This window comes from Micromonospora reichwaldensis, from assembly GCF_031845925.1.
Lineage (GTDB): Bacteria > Actinomycetota > Actinomycetes > Mycobacteriales > Micromonosporaceae > Micromonospora > Micromonospora reichwaldensis.
Genome location: NZ_JAVRFL010000047.1, coordinates 1 through 21,381, shown reverse-complemented (window position 1 = coordinate 21,381; position 21,381 = coordinate 1). Strand labels below are relative to the sequence as shown.

The following is a 21,381-nucleotide window of genomic DNA, read 5'->3' as shown; positions in this document are numbered from 1 at the left end:
TGCATCGAGTGGAGAGCCAGATGACCGAGCACACCGGCGCCCTGATCCACGAGGCGACCGACGTCGTCAACCTGGGCGCCGCACTGTCGCACCAGGCGCGGGTCCAGCCCGACAGCCCCGCCCTGCACCTGGTGGCCGAGGACGGCTCCGCCGACACGGTGGACTACGCGACGCTCGACGCCCGGGCCCGCCGGGTCGGCGCGGCCCTGGCCGGGCACTGCCGTCCCGGTGACCGGGTGCTGATGCTCGTCGGGGCGGGTGTCGACTTCCTCGCCGGCTTCTTCGGCTGCCTCTACGCCGGCACCGTGCCGGTGCCGCTGGCCGCCCGGCTCAACCGGGCCAGCGCCCCGGTCGTCGGGCGGATCCTCGACGACGCGCAGGCCACCGCGGTGCTGGCCGCCCGCGCGGTCACGAGCGCCGTGGACCTGACCACGCTCATGCCCGGTCGCCGGCTGCCGGTCCTGGAGCTGGAGTCCCTCGACGCCGCGCCCGCCGGGTGGCAGCCGGCGGTGGCCGAGGGCGGACTGGCGTTCCTCCAGTACACCTCGGGCACCACCAGCACCCCCAAGGGCGTGATGGTCAGCCACGCGAACCTGCTGGAGAACCTGCGGGCCATCCGCCGCTCCTTCGCCTTCGACGACGCGACGGTGATGGCCTCCTGGCTGCCCCCGCACCACGACATGGGGCTGATCGGCACCCTGCTCACCCCCGTCTACCTCGGCGTGCCGACGGTGCTGATGGACCCGGCGACGTTCATCCGCACCCCGGTGCGGTGGCTCCAGGCGATCAGCCGGTACCGGGCCACCATCAGCGGCGGGCCCAACTTCGCCTACGACCTGTGCGTGCGCAAGGTCGCCGAGGCCGACCGTGCCGCCCTGGACCTCAGCTCCTGGCGGGTGGCGTTCAACGGCGCCGAGCCCGTACGCGCGGCGACCCTACGCGCGTTCGCTGCGGCGTTCGCCCCGCACGGTTTCGACGAGCGGGCCTTCCTGCCCTGCTACGGACTGGCCGAGGCGACGCTGCTGGTCGCCGGGCGGGCGCGGGCGCAGCGGCCCGTCGTGACCACGGTGGCCGACCCGGACCCCGCCGGACCCGCCGCCCACCGCCCCGGCACGGAGGTGGTCGGCTGCGAGATCCTGCCCGAGGCAGAGGTCCGGATCGTCGACCCGACCGGCCACCCCGTGCCCGACGGCACGGCCGGCGAGATCTGGGTCCGGGGCGGCAGCGTCGTCGACGGGTACTGGAACCGGCCGGAGGAGTCCGCGCGGACCCTGCACGCCACCCTCGGCGGCGACCCCGACGACGGCCCCTACCTGCGCACCGGCGACCTCGGCTTCCGCCAGGACGGTCACCTGTACGTCCGCGGCCGGATCAAGGAGACGGTGGTCATCCGCGGCCAGAACCACTACCCGGACGACATCGAGCAGACCGTCCGCGCCGCCTGCCCCCGCCTCGGCGGGCGGATCGCGGCGTTCGGCGTGGACGTCGCCGACGACGGCCACGGCGTCGGCGAGGCCGTGGTCCTGTGGTACGAGACCCGCTCCGACCGGGCGGCGGACGAGGCGCCGGCCATCGCCGAGGCAGCCCGCCGGGCCGTGGTGACCGGCCACGGCCTGGACCTGCACCGGGTGCTGGCCGTACCGCCCGGCACCATCCCCGTCACCACCAGCGGCAAGACCCGTCGCGGCGACTGCGCGCGGGCGTACGCGGCGGGCAGCGCCACGATCGTCGCGGACGACCCCCTGCGCCCGGCCGCGCGCCCCGCCCCGGCCGCCGCGCCGGCGCAGGCGCAGCGACTGCGCGCCCTGGCCGGCGGGCTGCTCGACGTCGACCCGGAGCGGATCGACCCGGACCGCTCCCTGCCGGAGCTCGGGTTCGACTCGCTGCGGGCCGTGGAGCTGCAACACCTGATCGAGGGGGAGTGGGGCGTCCGCCCGGCCCTGACCGACCTGCTGGGCGACAGCACGGTGGCCGAACTGGCCGCCGCGCTGCCGTCCGCGTCCGTGCCGGCCGAGCCGCCGGCCACCCCGGCCGCCGTTGAGGGGCCCTATCCGCTGTCGTACGGCCAGCGGGCGATCTGGTTCCAGGGCGCCCTCGCCGAGGACCCGGCCAACCTCAACCTGTGCCGCGCGGTCACCGTCGACGGCGAGCTGGACGCGGCGGCGCTGGCCCGCGCCGTGCGCGACCTCGGCGTGCGGCACCCGGCCCTGCTCACCCGCTACGACGACGCCGGCGCCGAGGTGACCCAGCGGGTGGCCGACGACGCCGAGGTCACGCTGGAGGTGCGCGACGCGGCGGGCTGGCCGGCGGGCCGGCTCGACGAGGAGATCGAGGCGGAACTCGGGGTCGGCTTCGCCGGCCCGCCCCTGCTGCGCGCCGTGCTGTTTCGGCACGCGGCGGACCGCCACACGCTGCTGCTCTGCACCCACCACAGCGTCATGGACGTGTGGTCGTTGGCGGTGCTGGTCGAGGACCTGGCGACCGGCTACGGCCGGCACGCCGCCGGGGACGACGCGGCGCCGCCCGCCCCCGCCGCCCACCCGGCCGAGTTCGTGGCCTGGCAGCGGTCCTTCCTGGACGGCCCGGTCGGCCGGGAGCTGACCGCGACGTGCCAGGCCCAGGTCGCCGACCTCGTGCCGTTGGACCTGCCGACCGACCGGCCCCGCCCGTCGGTGCGCACCTTCCGGGGCGCCGCCCACGCGTTCCGGCTCGACGCCGACCTGTGCGCCGGGATCGACGCGCTCGCCGCCGCGCAGGGGATCAGCCGCACCGCCGTGCTGTTCGCCGGCTACGCGGCGGTGCTGTCGCGCTACGCCGGCCAGGCGACGTTCCCGCTCGGCTTCGTGCACGCCGGCCGGGTCCGCGGCCGCTTCGCCGACCTGGTCGCCTACCTGGTCAACCCGCTGCCGGTGCCGGTGGACCTGTCCGCCGACCCGGAGTTCGGCGCCCTGGCCCGGGCGGCCCACGACGCGGTGCTGGCCGCCTCCGACCGCGCCGAGGTGCCGTTCGGGCGGATCGTCGAGGGGCTCGGGCAGGCCGCCGACGCCAGCCGCGGCGCGCTGCTCAGCGCGGCCTTCGCCTACCAGCACGGGCGCGGCACCGACCGGCTCGGCCTCACGCCGATGGTGCTCAACCACGAGGGGGCGCTGGGGGACTGGGCCGGGCTGCGGGTGCGCAGCCGGCCGGTGCGGCAGCGGGCCACCTACTACGACCTCTCCCTCTACCTGGGCGAGCACGACGGCGAACTGCTGGGCACCTTCGACTACAGCACCGACCTGTTCGACGCCGACACCATGGGCGTGCTGGCCGAGGCGCTGACCGCGCTGCTGTCCGCGGCCGTCGCGGCGCCGGCGACCCCCGTCGGCGCCCTGCCCCTGCTCGGCGCCGAGCGGCACCGGCAGGTGCTGGTGGAGTGGAACGACACCGCAGCCGACTACGACACCGACCGGTGCGCGCCGGAGATCGTGGCCGACCAGGCTCGCCGGACCCCGGACGCGCCGGCCGCCATCGACGACACCACCCGGCTCACCTACGCCGAGCTCAACGCGGCGGCGAACCGGCTGGCCCACCGGCTGATCGGGCTGGGCGCCGGCCGGGGCACCCGGGTCGGCCTGCTGGTGCCCCGCTCCACGGTCAGCCTCACCGCCGTGCTGGCGATCCTCAAGACCGGCGCCGCCTACGTGCCGCTCGACCCGTCGTACCCGGTGGAGCGGCTGCGGTTCATGCTCGCCGACTCCGGGGCCCGGCTGCTCGTCGCCGCCCCCGGCGCGGCCGTCGGCCTCCCGGACGTCGAGGTCGTCGACCCGGCCGAGGAGTCCCTCGCGACCGAGGACGACCGCGATCCGCTGCCGACGGCCCACCCCGACGACGTGGCCTACGTCGTCTACACCTCCGGCTCCACCGGCACCCCGCAGGGCGTACTCGGCCTGCACCGGGGCATCGTCAACCGGCAACGGTGGATCATGGACCGCTTCCCGGTGGGGCCGGACGAGGTGGGCAGCCACAAGACCTCGCTGAGCTTCTTCGACTCCGGCGGCGAGATGTTCCTGCCGCTCTTCGCCGGCGCCCCGGTCGTCGTGGTGCCCGAGGACGTCGGACGCGACCCGGTACGCCTGGTCGACCTGCTCGCCCGGCACCGGGTCACCCGCCTGGTGGCCGTACCGTCGTTGCTGCGGGCCATCCTCGACGGCGTCGCCGACGTCGGCGGACGCCTGTCGGCGCTGCGCTACTGCCACTCCAGCGGGGAGGCGCTCACCGCCGACCTGGCCGCGCGGTGGCTGGCGGCCCTGCCCGGCTGCGTCCTGGTCGACCTCTACGGCTCGTCGGAGATCTCCGCCGACGTGACCCTGGACGTGGTCACCGGACCGGAGCGGGTCGGCAGCGTCGGGCGACCCGTCGGCAACACCCGGATCTACGTCCTGGACGAGGCCATGCGGCCGGTGCCGCCCCGCTTCGCCGGCGAGGTGTACGTCGGCGGGGCCGGCCTGGCCCGTGGCTACCTGGACCAGCCGGCGTTGACGGCGGCGCGGTTCGTCCCCGACCCGTACGGCGACGGCGGGCGGCTGTTCCGCACCGGCGACCGGGGCCGGTTCAGCCACGACGGGCGGCTGGAGTTCCTGGGCCGGGCCGACCACCAGGTGAAGGTGCGCGGGTTCCGCATCGAGCTGGGCGAGATCGAGGCGACGCTGCGGGCCCACCCCGGGGTCGCCGCCGCCGTGGCCGCGCTCGCCCAGGCGCCGGGCGGCGGGGAGCAGCGGATCGTCGCGGCGGTCGTGCCCCGGCCGCGCAGCGGGTCGTCCGCGCCGGCCGGAGCCGATCCGGGCGGGGCGCCGGCCACCACCCGGGTGTCGGACTGGCGGCTGCTCTACGACCGGATGTACACCGAGGCCGGTCCCGCCGAGGAGGCCCAGCAGGCGATCTGGACCAGCAGCTACACGGGCGCGCCGTTCACCGACGTCGAGATGGGCGAGTGGATCGACCAGGCGGTCCGGCGGATCCGGGAGCTGCGCCCCCGCCGGCTGCTGGAGCTCGGCTGCGGCACGGGCAACCTGACCCTGGCGCTGGCGCCGGACTGCGAGGCGTACGTCGGCACCGACTTCTCCGCCGCCGGCCTGAAGGTGCTCGAACAGCGGCTCGACGCCGAGGGGGTGGACCGGGACTCGGTCACGCTGCTGCTGCGGGAGGCCGACGACATCACCGGCATCGAGGCCGGCAGCTTCGACACCGTGGTGCTGCACTCGGTGACCCAGTACTTCCCGCACCACGACTACCTGCGCGGGGTGCTGCGCGCGGCGGTCACCGCGGCCTCGCCCGGCGGGCGGATCTACCTGGGCGACGTACGCGACCTCGACCTGCTGGAGGTGTTCCACGCCTCGGTGGAGCTGGGCGCCGAGCCGGAGCCCGGCCTGACCGTCGCCGAGCTGCGCCGCCGCGTCGCCGCCCGGGTGCTCGCCGACGACGAGCTGGTGCTGGCCCCCGACCTGTTCCTCACCGCGCCGGACTGGCTGCCGGGGGTGACCGGGGTGGAGCTGCACCTCAAGCGCGGCCGGCAGGCCAACGAGCTGAGCGCGTTCCGCTACGACGTCGTCCTGCACGTGGGCACCGCCCCCGACGGCGCCGCCGCCGAGCCGGTCGAGCCGGTGCGGCTGGACTGGACGCGCGACGGGCTGGACGTCGCCCGGCTGCGGAGCCTGCTGCGCGGCAACCGCAACCGCCCGGTGGAGGTACGCGACGTGCCGAACGCGCGGCTGGTCACGGTCGCCGGCCCCGTACGCCGGCTGGCCGGTCTCGCCGACGCCGACCCGGTGACCCGCCCGACCGGCGAGCTGCCGCCCGGGGTCGACCCGGAGGACTGCTGGAGCATCGGCGAGGCGCTGGGCCGACGGACCGCCGTGGTGCCGTCGACCGCGCGCGACCCGTACACGATGGACCTGCGGTTCTGGCCCGCGTCCCGCCCGGACGACACGGTCGGCTGGACCCCGCCGCGGGCCCGGCGCGCCGACTGGCCGGAGCTGGCCAACGACCCGCTGGGCGCCACCGCGCGGCGGGACCTGCTGCACGACCTGCGCACCCACCTGCGGCAGCGGCTGCCGGAGTTCATGGTGCCGCTGCTGCACCTGGTCGACGAGCTGCCCACCACGGCGACCGGCAAGGTGAGCCGGCGCGCCGTCGCGGCCGAGGCCACCGAGGCGCTGGCCCGGCTGGGCGCGGGCGCCACGGCCCGGCCGCTCGCCCCGGCGGCCGGCGGGCTCCAGGCCCAGGTCACGGAGATCTGGCTGGACGTCCTCGGCGTCGGCGCCGTCGGACTCGACGACAACTTCTTCGACGTCGGCGGCAACTCGCTGAGCCTGGTCCAGGTGCACATCCGCCTCCAGGAACTCCTCGGCCGGCAGTTCCCGCTGGTCGACCTGTACGAGCACACCACCGTGCGCAAGCTCGCCGAGCACCTCGGCGAGCCCGCGCGCCCGGCGACGGACCCGCCCGTCGACCCGGGGCCCGACCGCAACGAGCAGGTGGCGAACCGCCGCCGGTTGATGCGCCAGCGTATTCAGGAAGTGGGAAGTCGATGAGCAGCGAGATGGACATCGCCGTCGTGGGGATGAGCGGACGGTTTCCGGGCGCGGCGAACGTCGCCGAGTTCTGGGAGCTGCTCCGCAACGGCGTCGACGCCGGCCGCGAGCTGACCGCCGCCGAGCTGGACGCCGTCCCGGCCGAGGAACGCGCCGACCCGGCGTACGTGCCGGTGTGGTCGGGCATCGAGGGCGCCGACCGGTTCGACGCCCAGTTCTTCGGCTACTCGCCGACGGACGCGACGCTGATCGACCCGCAGCACCGGATCCTGCTGGAGTGCGCCTGGGAGGCGCTGGAGGACGCCGGCTACGACAGCCGCCGCTTCCCCGGCGACATCGCCGTGTACGCCGGCTGCGGCCTGAACCAGTACCTGCTCTACCACCTGCTGCCCCAGCAGGAGCTGGTCGACTCCGCCGGCCGGCTGGGCATGGCCGTCGCCAGCGACAAGGACAACCTGGCCACCCGCATCTCGTACAAGCTCGACCTGACCGGGCCCAGCATGACGGTGCAGACCAACTGCTCCTCGGCCCTGGTCGGGCTGCACCACGCCATCAGCAGCCTGCTCGACTACCAGTGCGACATGGCGATCGTGGGCGCGGTCAGCGTCAAGAACCCGGTGCCCCGCGGCTACCGGCACGAGGCCGACGGCATCAACTCGCCCGACGGCCGCTGCCGGGCCTTCGACGCCGAGGCCGCCGGCTACCACCTGGGCGACGGCGCCGGCGTGGTGGTGCTGCGCCGCCGGGAGGACGCCGAGGACGCCGGCGACCGGATCTACGCGTTGGTCAAGGGCTCGGCGGTGAACAACGACGGCGCCGGCAAGGTCAGCTTCGTGGCGCCCGGCCGGTCGGGCCAGGTGCGGGTGATCCGCCGGGCGCTGCGGGTCGCCGACGTCGAGGCGGGCTCCATCCAGTACGTCGAGGCCAACGGCAGCGGCACCCTGATGGGCGACTCGATCGAGGTGTCCGCCCTGGAGGAGGCGTACGGCGCCGCCGGCGCCTCGGGCGCCGGATGGGCGATCGGCTCGGTCAAGCCGAACGTCGGCAACCTCGACACCGCCTCCGGCGTGACCTCGCTGATCAAGGCGGTCCTCGCCATCCACCACGGCGAACTGCCGCCGTCGATCCACTTCCGCAAGCCCAACCCGCAGACCTCCCTCGACCGGGGGCCGTTCCGCGTCAACGACATGCTGCGGGACTGGCCCGAGGTCACCGGGCCGCGCCGCGCGGCGGTCAGCTCGTTCGGCGTCGGTGGCACCAACGCGCACGTCATCCTCGAACAGGCGCCGCCGCCCGCGCCGCCGGGGCCGAACCCGCCGGCCGTGCTGCTCGCCGTCTCCGCGGCCGGCGGCGAGGCGCTGGCCGCCGCCGCCAACCGGCTCGCCGAGCACCTCGGGCGTCACCCGGAGCAGGCCCTCGCCGACGTCGCCTACACCAGCCAGGTCGGCCGTCGCGCGTTGCGCCACCGGGCCGTCGTGGTGGCGACCGACGCCGGGGAGGCGGCCCGCGCGCTGTCCGCCGTCGGCGCGGGCGAGGCGTCGCCGGAGAGCGCCACGGTGGCGTACGCGTTCCCCGCCACCTGCCCCGACCTGGCCGCGCTGTGCGACGCCCTGCCCCGGCTGCGGGCGGAGGTCGACCGGGTGGCCGGTGAGCTGGGCGTCGACCCAGCTGCCGGCGGGGCGGGCTCCGACGCGGCCACCGTCACCGGGCAGCTCGCGCTCGCCCGGCTGCTGGGCGCCTGCGGCGTGTCCCCGGTCGCCGCCCACGGCGAGGGTCCGGGCGCCGTGACGGCCGCCGTCGTCGACGGCCGCTGGACGGTGGCGGAGGCCGGGCGCGCCCTGCGCGCCGGCAGCCACCCGCCCGCGCCGGCCGGGGCGCCGGCCGAGGCCGACCTGACGCTGGCCGTCGGCCCGGCCGAGGCGTCGACGCTGGCCCTGACCGACGCCGCCGGAAGCCTCCGTGGGCTGCTCGGCGCGCTCGGCGAGCTGTGGCGCCGGGGCGTCGACGTGGACTGGGCCGCCCTGCACGAGGGCGCGTCGCGGCGTCGCGTCGGCCTGCCGACGTACCCGTTCCAGCGGACGCGGCACTGGGTCGACCCGGTGGCCGTGGCGCCCGTGACCGGCCCGACGCCGACGGCCCCGGCCGCCGACGCCCAGCCCGCCGCCGACGCCCAGCCGGCCGCCGGCTCGGTCCTGGAGGAGGCGGTGGCCGCCGTGTGGCGCCGCCGGCTCGGGGTGGACCGGATCGGGTTGCACGACTCGCTGCTGATGCTCGGCGCGGACTCGCTCAGCGCCGCCCGGACGCTGCGGGACCTCGCCCAGGCCTTCCACGTCGACCTGCAACTCGGCGTGTTCCTGCAGACCCCCACCGTCGCCGCGCTCGCCGAGGTGATCGACGGCAAGCTGCGCGAGGCGCAGGAGATCCGGGCCGCGCTCGCCGCGGTCACCGAAGAGGGAGCGTGAGGCCGTGCCCGACGTCAGCTTCATCACCGTGGTGCCCCGGGTCCGGGACCTGACCGCGTACGCGGACACGGCGATGTCCGTCATCCGCCGCACCGACGCGGCGGACCTCGACGGGGTGCTCATCTTCACCGGCAGCGGCGCGGTGCTCGACCCCTGGGTCCTGGCGACCGCCGCAGCGGCCGGCACCACCCGGCTCAGCCCGCTGGTCGCGGTGAACCCCGTCTACCAGCACCCGTTCACCGCGGCCCGGATGGTCGCCTCGCTCGGCCTGCTCTACCAGCGGCGGATCGATCTCAACCTGATCACCGGCACCGCCGTGAGCGACCTGGACGCGCTCGGCGACCGGCTGGACCACGACGACCGGTACGCGCGCCTCGCCGAGTACGTCGAGATCATGATGGGGGTGCTGGGCAGCCGCCGCCCGTTCAGCTTCGACGGGCGGTTCTACCAGGTGTCCCGGTTGCAGCTCACCCCCGGCCTTCCCGCGCACCTGCTGCCCCGGCTGTTCGTCGCGGGGCAGTCCCCGGCCGCCCGGCAGGTGGCCGAGCGGGTGGGCGCCACCAGCATCCAGATGCTCACGGCGGCCCGGCCCGACGCCGACGGGGCACCGGGCGCGCTGAACTTCGGGCTGCTGACCCGGGCGACGGCGGAGGAGACCGAGCGGGTCGCCGAGGCCCGTTTCCCGGAGGACCCGGACGGCGCGAAGATCACCGCGGTCACCATGGCCAACACCGACTCCGTCTGGAAGCAGCGGCTCTTCGCCGAGGCGGAGGCCGGCCACGGCGCCGTCACCGTCGACCCGGCGTACCGGCTCGCGCCGTTCCGCTCCGGCCAGGCGGACGGGCCCTACCTGGTGGCCGACCACGCCGGCGCCGTCGAGCGGCTGCTGGCCATGGTCCGGGCCGGGGTGCACACCTTCGTGCTGGACACCCCCACCGACGACGAAGACTTCCACCACCTCGCACAGGTCGTCCGGACCGTCCGGGACCGACTGCGTACGGACTCGACCGAGGGAGCGCGATGAACCAGCCCTTCGCCAGCCACGACCTGGTGCACGCCCGCCCCAACCTGGCGCTGGAACCGCTCATCCACCGGTACTACGCCTGGCTGAACCTGGTGTCGCCGGTGCCGGCGGCGATGAACTTCGCCAAGCTGCACGTGCCGCTGCTGCGCTCGTTCCTCGACGCGCCGGCCCTGCACCGCCGCTCGGCCCGCGACCCGAAGCTGCGCGGCGGCATGTTCGTCGACCTCGAGGACGACCAGCTCGACGGGGTGTCCGACCTGGCGACCCGGCTCGCCGACGGGCCGATGCCGGAGCTGTCGGCGGCCATGGACGAGCTGACGGTCAACCTGGAGAAGCTCGCCGACGGCTTCGACCTGACGCCCCGCTACGGCGAGATCCCGCCGGCCCTGCGCGGCTACGTCGAGCTGGTCTACGACCTCAACGACCACGCCCGGATCCGGCTCGCCGAGCGGATGCTCTACCGGTCGCGGCACTTCGACGAGACCGCCCACTCGGTGGACCTGTCGCTGGCCACCGGCGACGAGCGGCCCTTCGCGATGACCACCCCGCGGTTCCCCGGCAACGGGCACGTGCAGGCCACCATGCCGCTGCGGGACCCCCGCATCGACCTGCTCTTCTCCACGATGACCACGGCCCGGCCCTTCGGCGAGCTGCGGGAGGCGTTCGACGTCTCCGACGCCGACCTGGCGACCTTCAGCGGGTTGTTCTCCGCCGAGCCGGGCGGCAGCCCGGACCGCAACCTGGACGGCCCGGGGCTGCGGGTGCGCTACTTCGGGCACGCCTGCGTGGTCGTGCAGTCCGGCCCGGTCACCGTGATGACCGACCCGTTCCTGTCCGACGCCCTCGGCGACGGCGACCGGTACGCCTACGCCGACCTGCCCGACGTCATCGACTACGTGCTGATCACGCACGGGCACCAGGACCACCTCGAACTGGCCTCCCTGCTGAAGCTGCGGCACCGCATCGGCACGGTGGTGGTGCCGAAGACCGCCGCCGGGGCGTTGCAGGACCCGTCGCTGCGGCTGTGCCTGGAGGCGCTCGGCTTCCCCAACGTGGTCGACGTGGAGCCGGGCGAGACCATCGAGCTGCCCGACGGGCAGATCGTGGTGTGCCCGTTCGTCGGCGAGCACTGCGACCTCGACATCGCCGCGAAGGTCACCTACTCGGTGCGTACCGGCGGGAAGAACCTCTACTTCGGCGCGGACAACCGCTGCGTCGACCCGGCCCTGTTCGGCCACATCCACGACATGATCGGCGACGTCGACATGGCGTTCCTCGGCATGGAGTGCGACGGCGCCCCGCTGTCCTGGATGTACGGTCCGCTCTTCTCCCGCCGCATCGACCAGAAGATGAGCCGCAGCCGCAAGCTCAACGGCTCCGACGCCGTCGAGGCGATGGGCATCGTGCGGCGGCTGCGGGCCCGGCAGGCGTACGTGTACGCGATGGGCCGTGAGCCGTGGCTGGTGTTCGTCATGGCGACGAACTACACCGACGAGTCGTACCAGCTCAAGCAGATGGCGGAGTTCTTCCAGCGCTGCGCCGACGTCGGGGTGCCGGCGCGGGAGCTCTACGGACGGGCCGACCTGGCATGAGCCGCACCTGGACCTGCCGTTCGCAGTACGTGGCCACCCGCGACGGGACCCGGCTGGCGGCGTACGTCTTCCGGCCGGTCGGCCAGCGTGACCCCGCGCCCGCCGTCTGGGCCCACGACCGCTACCACCAGGTGTCGCCGCGCCCCGGGCGCGACGACTTCCTGGCGGTGGTACGCGCCGAACTGGCGGACGTCGACCTCACCGACATCGACGACCTCGGCGTGGCCGAGGTGGCCCCCGGGGAGGTGACGCTGCGGGCCTTTCCGGTCGCGCAGCGCCTGCTGGCCCGCGGCTACGTCGTGGTGGTGGTGGACAGCCGGGGCAGCGGCGCGTCGTTCGGCACCAGCGACGGCCCCTTCTCGACGGTCGAGGCGACCGACACGTACGACGTCACCGAGTGGATCGCCGCCCAGCCCTGGTGCGACGGCCGGGTGGGCATGTTCGGCCGCTCCTACCTCGGGGTCTCGCAGTACCTGGCGGCGAGCACCGCCCCACCGCACCTGGCGGCGATCTTCCCGCAGATGGCGCTGTTCGACCTGCACCGCTTCGCCTGGGACGGCGGGGTGTTCCGGGACGACTTCGCCCGCGCCTGGGGCGAGGACGTGCGCGAACTCGACCTGCGCGGCCCCGTCGCGCCCCTCGACGACGACCCCGACGGCCTCCTGCTGGCCGCCGCCCGCGCGCAGCACGTGGCGAACCGGGACGTCCGGACGATGTTCGCCGGCCTGCCCGGGCGCGAGTCGCGGCTGGCCGACACCGGCGAGGCGGCGTACCTGACCCGCAGCCCGTCGGCGCTCCTGGAGGCGATCAACGCCTCCGGGGTCGCCGTCTACCACCTGGGCGGCTGGCACGACGTGTGGGCGCGCGACGCGACCGAGTGGGCCCGCCGGCTGACCGTGCCGCACCGGGTCGTCATCGGCCCCTGGCCGCACACCGGCGGGGTGCTGGGCGGCGCCGGCTACAACCTGGCCGACGAGCACGTGCGCTGGTTCGACCACTGGCTGCGGGGCCGGGACACCGGGATCATGGACGGCCCAGCCGTCCGGTACCACGTGCTGGGTGCCGACGCGTGGCGTACCGCCCGGTCCTGGCCGCCGGAGCCGGCGACGACCGGCACCTGGCATCTCGGCCCGGCCGGCGAGCTGGGACCGGAACCCCGGGCCGGCGAGGCCCGGCGGTACGAGGTGGACTACGCCACCACGTCCGGCAAGACCAGCCGGTGGGCCAGCGGCTACGGCTCGCCCTTCCAGCGGCCGGACCTGACCGACAACGACACCCGGGCGCTGTGCTGGACCTCCGACCCGCTGACCGAGGCGGTCGACCTGGTCGGCGCCCCGGTGCTGCGCCTGGCCGCCCGGGTCACCGACGGCCCGGCGGACGTCTTCGCCTACCTGGAGTCGGTCGCCCCCGACGGCACCTCGCTGTACGTCACCGAGGGCTGCGGCCAGGTCGACGGCGCCCCCGGCGACTCCCGCCTGGAGATCGAGCTGCACCCGATCGCGTACCGGTTCGCGGCGGGCGACCGGATCCGGCTGGCGCTCACCGGTGCGGACGCCGACAACGCGCTGACCGTGCCCCGGGACGTCGCGCCGGTGCTGACGGTGCGCCACGACGCCGACGCCGCCCCGACGCTGGAGCTGCCCCGCGCGGCAACCCTCGGACGGCGCGACGCCGACGACGTGACGGCCCCGCTCTCCGTGGCGCAGCGGGCGATCTGGCTGGCCGAGCAGGCCGGCACGAGCGGAGCGGCGTACCACCTCGACGCGGCGGTCGAGCTGACCGGGCCGGTGGACGCCGGCGCGCTGCACGCGGCGGTCGACGAGATCGTCCGCCGGCACGAGGCGCTGCGGACCACCATCGTCGAGGTCGACGAGGAACCGGTCCAGCGCATCCACCCGGCGGCGCCGCTCACCATCGCGCGCCTGGACCTCAGCGACGCGCCCGCCGACGGCTGGGCGGGCGACGAGCGGGTGACCGGATTCCGCGACCGCCGGTGGGACCTCGCCCGGGAGTGGCCGATCCGGGTCGCGACCGTGGTGCTGCCCGCCGGCCGGACGGCGTTGCTGCTGGTGGTGCACCACGTCGCCGCCGACCCGACGGCGGCGGAGATCTTCTTCGCGGAGCTGGCCCGGCTCTACCCCTCGTACGCGCGGGGGGAGCCGCTCCGGCTGCCGGACGTGCCGTGCCGGTACGCGGACGTGGCCCGCCGTCAGCAGGCCGAACTCGCCGGGCCGGGCGCAGCCGACCAGCTCGCCCGGTGGCGGCGCTACCTGGACGGCGCCCCACAGGTGATCACCCTGCCGACGGACCGGCCCCGGCCGCCGGTCCTGGACCACCGGGGCGGGTCGGTGCGCTTCACCGTCGACGACGGGCTCGCCGCCCGGCTGGTGGCGGCGGCAGCCGCCGCGCGGACCAGCCCGTTCACCCTGCTGACCGCCGCGTTCGCCCGCACCCTGAACGCGTACGGCGCGGGCGACGACCTGCTGATCGGCACGCCGAGCCTGCAACGCGACGACGAGTCGACCCGCGACCTGATCGGCTGCCTGGTCAACCTGCTGCCGCTGCGGATCCGGGTCGACCGGGACGCCACCGTGGCCCAGTTCCTGCACGACGTACGCGGCAGTGTGCTGACCGCGCTGGAGCTGCGCCGGGTGCCCTTCGACACGCTGGTCGGCGAGCTGCGCCCACGCCGAGACCCGGCGGTCTCCGCGCTGGTGCAGGTCTGCGTCCGGTACGGCCGGGCGGTGCCGGACCGGTTCCGGCTGGGCGCGGTCGAGGCGCTGCGGTTGGAACCGCCGGAGTGGACCTCGGCGAAGTACGACCTGGCGCTGGCCGTGAACCAGGTCGGCGAGGACCGGATGGTGGGCAGCCTCGACTTCCGCCTCGCCCTGTTCGACCGGGCCACCGTCCAGCGGATCCTCGACTCGATGCTGACCGTGCTCGACCAGCTCGTCGCCGACCAGGAGCGGCCGGTGGGGGAGCTCTCCGCCATGCCCCGCCGGGAGCTGCGGGCCGTGCTCGACGGCTGGAACCCGGCGCGGCTGCCGGACGCGCTGGTCGGCCGGGACGACCTGCCGGCCTCAGCCCGCTGCTACGTCCTCGACGACCGCGCGCGGCCCGTGCCGGTGAACACCCCGGGGCGGCTGTGGGTCAGCGGCGTCGGCGAGGTCGACGACCCGTACGCCGGGACGCCGGGGGCACGGATGCGGGACACCGGGGCCACCGTGCGGTGGAGCACGGCGGGACGGCTGGAACTGGTGCCCGCCGCCACCGCCCCCGGGCGGCCGACCGCCCCGCCGGAGGCCGCCGCGGACCCGGCGCAGCCGACCGCCGCGCCGTCCGGCCCGGCGACCGACGACGGCCGCTCCGAGGTGCTGGACCAGCTCGGGCAGATCTGGGCCGCCCTGCTCAAGGTCGACGGCGTCGAGCCCGGGGACGACTTCTTCGACCTGGGCGGCGACTCGCTCTTCGCGATCCGCCTGATCAGTCGGATCCGCAAGGCGTACCAGGTCCGGCTCTCTCTGCAGGACGTGTTCGCGGCGCCGACGCTGGCCGAGCAGGTCGACCTGGTCCGCGAACGGCAGGCGTCGTGACCGGGCCGGTCTTCTACCCCTGGTCCGCGCAGGAGGAGATCGATCCGGTGCGCGTGGCCGGCGGCGCGGGCAGCTGGTTCTGGGACGAGCAGGGCAACCGGTGGCTCGACCTGCACGCCCAGATGGGCAACCTGCACCTGGGCCACCAGCACCCGGCCCTGGTGGCGGCGCTGCGCGAGCAGGCCGGACGGATGTGCACGATCGCGCCGTCGTTCGCCGTCGACGTCCGTGACGAGGCGGCCCGGGCGATCGTCGAGGTGGCACCGGGGGACCTGGAGACGGTCCTGTTCACCACCGGCGGCGCGGAGGCCGTGGAACACGCGGTGCGGATGGCGCGGGTGGTGACGGGGCGGCCGAAGGTGCTCGCCGCCTACCGGTCCTACCACGGGGCCACGGCGGGGGCGCTGGCGTTGACCGGCGACCCCCGCCGCTGGCCGGTGGACACGGCCAGCGGCGGCGCCGTGCACTTCACGGGCCCGTACCCGTACCGCAGCGAGTTCCACGCCGAGAACGCCGCGCAGGAGGGCGAACGGGCGCTGGAGCACCTGCGCCGGCTCGTCGGGTACGAGGGCCCGGACACGATCGCCGCGATCCTCGTCGAGCCGGTGGTCGGCAGCAACGGCGTGCTGGTGCCGCCGGACGGCTACCTGGCCGGCGTCCGCCGGCTCTGCGACGAGCACGGCATCCTGCTGATCGCCGACGAGGTGATGACCGGCTTCGGCCGTTGCGGCCGGTGGTTCGCCGGCGACCTCTGGGACGTGGTGCCCGACCTGATGACCTTCGCCAAGGGGGTCAACTCCGGCTACGTGCCGGTGGGCGGGGTGCTGCTGTCCCGCGCGGTGGCGGCCCACTTCGCGCACCGCCGCTACCCCGGCGGGCTCACCTACTCCGGGCACCCGCTGGCCTGCGCCTCCATCGTGGCGGCGCTGCGGGTGCTGCGGGAGGAGAACCTGGTCGACCGGGCGGCCGCACTCGGCCGCGACGTGGTGGGCCCGGCGCTGGCCGAGCTGGCCGAGCGCCACCCGGTCGTCGGCGACGTCCGCGGCGTCGGCCTGGCCTGGGCCGTCGAGCTGGTCCGGGACCGCGCGACCCGCGAGCCGCTGGCGCCGTACGCGGCCCCGGGGACGCTGGCGCCCGAGATGGCCGCCGTCCTGGCGGCGTGCAAGCGGCAGGGCGTCTGGCCGCTGGCGGCGGGCAACCGGCTGCACCTGTTCCCTCCGTTGACCATCACGGCGGAGGAGTTGACCGCCGGGATCGCCGGGATCGACCGGGCCCTGACCGAGGTGTCCGAGCTGTGAGGAGAAGAAGATGACGGTGGAGCAGACGGAGACGGCCGACATCTGCCGGGTCGTGGTCAACGACGAGGAGCAGTACTCGATCTGGCCGGACGGGCGGGAGATCCCGGCCGGCTGGCGGGAGGAGGGCTTCGTCGGGCCGCGCGCCCGGTGCCTGGAGCACATCGACTCGGTGTGGACGGACATGCGCCCGCTGAGCCTGCGCCGGGCGATGGCGGGCGAGGCCCGGTAGGCGACGTCAGGGGCCCGGCCGCGCGGCGCGCGTCGTCCGGTCGGGCCCGCCTCCCGCCCGTGCCACGATTACTTCCCGCGAGCGGATAGCGGCGGGCGGTAATTGTGTGCGCGGGTGTCGCCTATCGCAGGAAAAACTTCGGGTTGCGGAGCCGGGACCGAGATATTAACGTCTATCCACAGTGGACCCCGGCGGTTCCGGATGGGAGTCAAGATGCGTGCTCACTGCTACACGGCAACGACTCTGGTGGACATCGACCTCGTGGTTCGGCCCCGCAAGAGCCGGCTCGCCTGACAGCTGGAAAACAGGAGACCAAGGTCTCCGAGGCAATTCTGGTACGACCCTCTGAAATGCGTCTTCCGGAACGTCGGTAGGCGATCTCGTCAGTTCGCAGATCAGTTGATATTTGGTCCGCCGGGGCCATCTATTCTTCCGGGGGATTCAGGTGCGGGACCATTTCGAGACGAGCGAACACCAGGAATACCTGTGCCGTCTCGACGGCCGGGTCGGTCCCGCGACCCTGATGACCCAGGTGTGCCACCGCCTGGACGGCGACGTCGACGTCGAGGCGTTGCGGCGCGCCGTCGGCCGGCTGGGCGAGGCGCATCCGTTGCTGCGCCGGGCGTTCGCCGAGCGCGACGGCTACGTGGTCCTGCGCGACGGCCGCGACCGGGCCGACCTGGAGGTCGTCGAGGTGCCCGACGACCGGGCCGCCGTCGGCTGGTGCCAGGCCGCCCTGCGGCGGCCGGTGGACCTGTGGGCCGGGCCGTGCTGGGCGGTCTCGCTGGCCCGGACCGCCACGGACAGCTCCTACCTGCTGCTGCGCGCGCACATGGCGCTTCTCGACCACCACTCCCTCGACCTGCTGGTCGACGACCTGGCCGTCCTCTACGGGGCGGAGCTGGGCGCCAGCGCGGGCCAGCCACCCGCCGCCGAGCCGATCGACGACGTCCTCGACCGGCTCTTCGAGTTGGGCGAGGAGCAGGCGGAGGAGGACCTCGACTGGTGGCTCGACACGTTCGGCCGGCTCGGCCCGGTGGAGACCGGGGCCGACCTGACCGACCCGTTCGACGCGGCACCGGACGGGCCACCCCCGGCCCCCGGTGGTCACCTCGCGCAGGCGCACGTCCCCTCCGGCGGGATCGTGCCGGCCGTGCGCCGCCTGCGGGTCTCCCCGTTCGCCGCGTACACCGCGGCCCTGCTGGGCGCGCTGGGCGGGCCCGCCGCCACCCGGTCGTTCCGGGTGGCGTTCGTCGTGGACATGCGGTCGTTCCTCGACTGCGAACGCGTTGTCGGCCAGCTGAGCCAGGCCGCGGTCCTGCGGGTCGACGTGCCGCCGGGGATCGGCTTCGCCGACCTCAGCCGCCGGGTCGCCCACCAGGCCGCCGAGTCGCTCGGCCACCAGGCCGTCCCCTTCGAGCGGGTCGTCGTGGAGCTGAAGCGGCGCGGGGTGCCGGTGCACCTGCTGGCCCCGGTCTCGGTCAACTACTCCCTGCTGCGGGCGATCGACTGGCCCGGCGCCACCGCCGAGGCGATCGAGCTGGACAGCACCTCGGCGCTGGACGACACCGCCGGTCTGGGCGGCTACTTCGACCAGCTCGACGGCCAGGAGCAGCTACGCATCAAGCTGTACGCCGCTGCCTCCTCCTACAGCGCCGGACGCACCGACGAACTGCTCGCGGAGACCCGCCGCTGCCTGGAGGTCGGGCTGGCGTCGCCGGATCAGCCCCTCGCGGCCGGCGCCCCCACCGCCTGACAACACCCGCCCGCCTCGGCGCCGCCCGGCACTGCCGCCGAGGGCCGGGCGCCGTCGCTCACCGGTCGTCCAGCGCCCGGGCCAGCCAACCGGCGATCCGTTGCACCGTGGGCCGGCGCAGCAGCGAGTAGTGGTCGCCCTCGTACTCGTGGACGGTGGTCCGGGCGCCGACGTAGCGCTCCCAGCGCGGCTGCCAGCGCGGCGACGCGGAGGCCTGCACGACGGTCAGCGGCAGCTCCGCGCCCTCCGGCCGGTACCCGGCCACGGCGGTGACGTGCCGGGCGAAGGTCTCCACCCGGCGGCGCACCTCGCGCACCGGCAGCGCCACCGGGGTCACCCCGGCGTCCACCAGCCAGCGGCGCAGCAGCATCGTCTGTTCCTCGACCGGCAGCGCGGCGAGCGTCGCCGCCGTCGGCGCCGGGTGGTCCCGGCCGAGGGACGCGGCGAGGTCCGCGGCGAACCGGGCCGCCGTCGCGGCGTCGTCGGTCCCCTCGCCGGCCGGGCGCGCCTGCCCGGGCGCGGTGTCGAGCACCACCAGCAGATCGACGGTGCGTCCGGTCCGCACCAGCCGGCGGGACATCTCGTACGCGAGCAGGCCGCCCATCGACCAGCCGCACAGCCGGTACGGGCCGGCCGGCCAGCGGGCGACGACGTCGTCCAGGTACGCCCCGGCGAGCGCGTCGATGGAGTCGCCGGTGGCGTCGGCGGCCGACTCGATGCCGACCAGGTGGTACGCGGGCAGCAGCCGGGCGAGTTCGGCGTACGCGCCGACCGTGCCGCTGACGGGGTGCGGCAGGATCAGCGGCGGTCGGTCGGTCGGCCCGCCGAGGTGCACCAGCGTGCCGGACCCCGTCCCGCCCGGCCGGGCACGCGCCGCGGGCGGCGGGGTCGCCGCCCGGACGCCCGGCACGGGCCGGCGCACCGGCAGCGCGTCGACGGTGGCGTGCGGGTCGGCGACGACCGCGTCCAGCAGCGCCACGAAGTCGTCGGCGACGGCGGCCATGTCCGCCGGGTCGAACAGCCCGTCGCGCCAGGTCCAGGCCGCCACGAGCCCGCCCGAGGCGTCGGTCAGGACGTCCAACTGCACGTCGAACTTCGCCGTGCCGGTGTCGACGTCGACCCAGGCGGTGCTCAGGCCGGCGAGCCGGGGCGGGGGCGCGGGCCGGCCCTCCACGCTGAACGCGAACTGCGAGAACGGCATCCGGCCCGGCACCCGCGCCGGGCGCACCTCGTCCACGATCCGTTCGAACGGCACCGCCATGTGGGCGTACGCCCCGAGGGTCAGCTCCCGGACCCGGTCGACCACCTCGGCGAAGGTCGGGTTCCCCGCCAGGTCGCCGCGCAGCACCACGGTGTTGACGAAGTACCCGATCCGGCTCTCGTCCGCCTCGCTCGTCCTGCCCGTCGTCGGCGACAGCACGGCGACGTCGCTGCTGCCGGTGCGCACGGACAGCAGCACCAGGTACGCCGCCAGCAGCGTCATGAACGAGGTGGCCCGCCGGGACCGGCCCAGCCGGGTGAGGGTGGTCGTCACGCCGCGGTCCAGCGGCACGTCCAGCCGCCGCCCGGCGGCCAACGCCCCGGGCACCCGGTCGCGGACGCCGGGCAGGTCCAGGTCGGGCAGGCCGGCCAGCCGCTCGCGCCAGTAGGCCAGTGCCGCGTCCGGGTCCTCCGGGTCGTCGGCGAAGTCGTCCTCGTCGTCCTCGTCGTCGGACACCGGCGGATCGAGGTCCGGCGTCGTCCCCGCCCGCAGCGCGTCGTACGCCGTGGCGAGGTGGTTCCAGAAGACCGGGCGGGACCCGCCGTCGAAGACGATGTGGTGCACGGTGACCGCGAGCAGGTGCTCGTCGGCCCCGCAACGGATCAGCACCGCTCGCAGCAGCGGGCCTTCGGCCAGGTCGAACAGCTCGTCGTGGGCCTTCTCCAGCTCCTGCCGGACCCGCTGCTCTCGGGTCGCGGCGTCCGTCGTGCCGAGGTCGACGACCGGCACCGGCACCGGCGCGCAGGGACCGATCCGCACGAGCACCTCGTCGTCGACCATCGCGAAGGTGGCCCGGAGCAGGTCGTGCCGGTCCGTGACGGCGGCGAGCGCGCCGCGCAGGGCCGGCAGGTCCAGCTCGCCGGTCATCCGCACCACGGTCAGGATGTGGTACGCGGTGCTGGTCGGTTCCAGCTGTTGCAGGAACCAGAGCTGCCGCTGGGCCACGGTGGCGGGACCGGCCGGCGTGGTGTCCAGCCGCTCGCGCAGCAGCCGTACCAGTAGGTGCCGGTGCTCCTCCGCCGGCCAGCCGGGCGGCGGTCGCAGCAGCGCGGCGACCGGGTCGGGCGACGGGCCGCTCATCGGGGTGCTCCTGTCTCGTCGTACGGCGGGCCGGGCCGGGTGGCGGCAGCCAGCGCTCGTCGGGCCTGGTCCTCGGTGAGCGCGGCGACGGCCTCGCGCAGGCCGGCCACGGTGTCCACCCAGCCGGGCCGGCGCTCGACGCGGCGCAGCTCGTCGGCCAGCCCCGCGATCGTCGGGTCCCGGAACAGTGCCGCGACCGGTAGGTCGACCTCGAACGCGGCGCCGGCCTGCGCGGTGACCTGGGTGGCCAGCAGGGAGTGCCCGCCGACGGCGAAGAAGTCGTCGCGGACTCCGATGCCCGCCACGGGGGTGCCCAGCACCGTCGCCCAGATCCCGGCGAGCTGCCGCTGCACGGCGTCGCCGGGCGGCGCGGAGCGGACGGTCGTGGGATCCGGTGCGGGGAGTGCGTTGCGGTCGATCTTGCCGTTGCGGGTGAGGGGGAAGTGGGGCAGGGCGATGATGGCGTGGGGTACGAGGTGGCGGGGGAGGGTGTGGTGGAGGGTGTCGCGGAGTTGGT

At 75.3% G+C, this 21,381-nt stretch carries 10 protein-coding genes; 8 read left to right on the top strand and 2 right to left on the bottom strand.

Annotated elements, in window-relative coordinates:
* Window positions 1–20 precede the first annotated feature (20 nt).
* The 8 genes from RM555_RS27895 to RM555_RS27860 all read left to right on the top strand — a co-directional run bounded on the left by RM555_RS27895 (window position 21) and on the right by RM555_RS27860 (window position 18,523).
* Window positions 21–6,569, top strand: coding sequence for a non-ribosomal peptide synthetase (locus tag RM555_RS27895; RefSeq protein ID WP_311414509.1), 6,549 nt, complete (start codon window positions 21–23; stop codon window positions 6,567–6,569).
* Window positions 6,566–9,031, top strand: coding sequence for a beta-ketoacyl synthase N-terminal-like domain-containing protein (locus tag RM555_RS27890; RefSeq protein ID WP_311414508.1), 2,466 nt, complete (start codon window positions 6,566–6,568; stop codon window positions 9,029–9,031). Before RM555_RS27895 ends, RM555_RS27890 begins: the two co-directional genes overlap by 4 nt.
* Before the next feature lie 4 nt (window positions 9,032–9,035).
* The gene (locus RM555_RS27885; protein ID WP_311414507.1) at window positions 9,036–10,055 is read left to right on the top strand and encodes an LLM class flavin-dependent oxidoreductase; all 1,020 of its coding nucleotides are present in this window, start codon (window positions 9,036–9,038) and stop codon (window positions 10,053–10,055) included.
* The gene (locus tag RM555_RS27880; RefSeq protein ID WP_311414506.1) at window positions 10,052–11,647 is read left to right on the top strand and encodes an MBL fold metallo-hydrolase; all 1,596 of its coding nucleotides are present in this window, start codon (window positions 10,052–10,054) and stop codon (window positions 11,645–11,647) included. The genes RM555_RS27885 and RM555_RS27880 overlap by 4 nt, the downstream gene beginning before the upstream one ends.
* Entirely contained in the window at window positions 11,644–15,240 is a 3,597-nt protein-coding gene (locus RM555_RS27875; protein ID WP_311414505.1) for a CocE/NonD family hydrolase, read from the top strand. The genes RM555_RS27880 and RM555_RS27875 overlap by 4 nt, the downstream gene beginning before the upstream one ends.
* Complete coding sequence (locus RM555_RS27870) at window positions 15,237–16,538, top strand: aspartate aminotransferase family protein (RefSeq protein ID WP_311414504.1); 1,302 nt, start codon at window positions 15,237–15,239, stop codon at window positions 16,536–16,538. Before RM555_RS27875 ends, RM555_RS27870 begins: the two co-directional genes overlap by 4 nt.
* A gap of 16 nt (window positions 16,539–16,554) precedes the next feature.
* Window positions 16,555–16,767: an MbtH family protein gene (locus tag RM555_RS27865; protein WP_393145799.1), complete on the top strand. Its 213-nt coding sequence runs from the start codon at window positions 16,555–16,557 to the stop codon at window positions 16,765–16,767.
* Window positions 16,768–17,212: 445 nt separating this feature from the next.
* Window positions 17,213–18,523 (top strand): condensation domain-containing protein, encoded by a 1,311-nt coding sequence (locus RM555_RS27860; protein WP_311414503.1) that lies wholly within the window; start codon window positions 17,213–17,215, stop codon window positions 18,521–18,523.
* A 58-nt stretch (window positions 18,524–18,581) separates the two neighbouring features.
* Here the strand turns inward: RM555_RS27860 and RM555_RS27855 are convergent, their stop codons facing one another.
* Together RM555_RS27855 and RM555_RS27850 are read right to left on the bottom strand one after the other, a co-directional pair.
* The gene (locus tag RM555_RS27855; RefSeq protein ID WP_311414502.1) at window positions 18,582–20,864 is read right to left on the bottom strand and encodes a condensation domain-containing protein; all 2,283 of its coding nucleotides are present in this window, start codon (window positions 20,862–20,864) and stop codon (window positions 18,582–18,584) included.
* Window positions 20,861–21,381, bottom strand: a 521-nt coding sequence (locus RM555_RS27850) for a phosphopantetheine-binding protein (protein WP_311414501.1), incomplete at its 5' end; no start/stop codon positions are given. The genes RM555_RS27850 and RM555_RS27855, both read right to left, overlap by 4 nt.

What these genes read in the sequence shown, in the direction of transcription:
- RM555_RS27895 (WP_311414509.1), top strand. Translation starts at nt 21, where the DNA reads ATGACCGAGCACACCGGCGCCCTGATCCACGAGGCGACCGACGTCGTC.
- RM555_RS27890 (WP_311414508.1), top strand. Translation starts at nt 6,566, where the DNA reads ATGAGCAGCGAGATGGACATCGCCGTCGTGGGGATGAGCGGACGGTTT.
- RM555_RS27880 (WP_311414506.1), top strand. Translation starts at nt 10,052, where the DNA reads ATGAACCAGCCCTTCGCCAGCCACGACCTGGTGCACGCCCGCCCCAAC.
- RM555_RS27875 (WP_311414505.1), top strand. Translation starts at nt 11,644, where the DNA reads ATGAGCCGCACCTGGACCTGCCGTTCGCAGTACGTGGCCACCCGCGAC.
- RM555_RS27855 (WP_311414502.1), bottom strand. Translation starts at nt 20,864, where the DNA reads ATGAGCGGCCCGTCGCCCGACCCGGTCGCCGCGCTGCTGCGACCGCCG.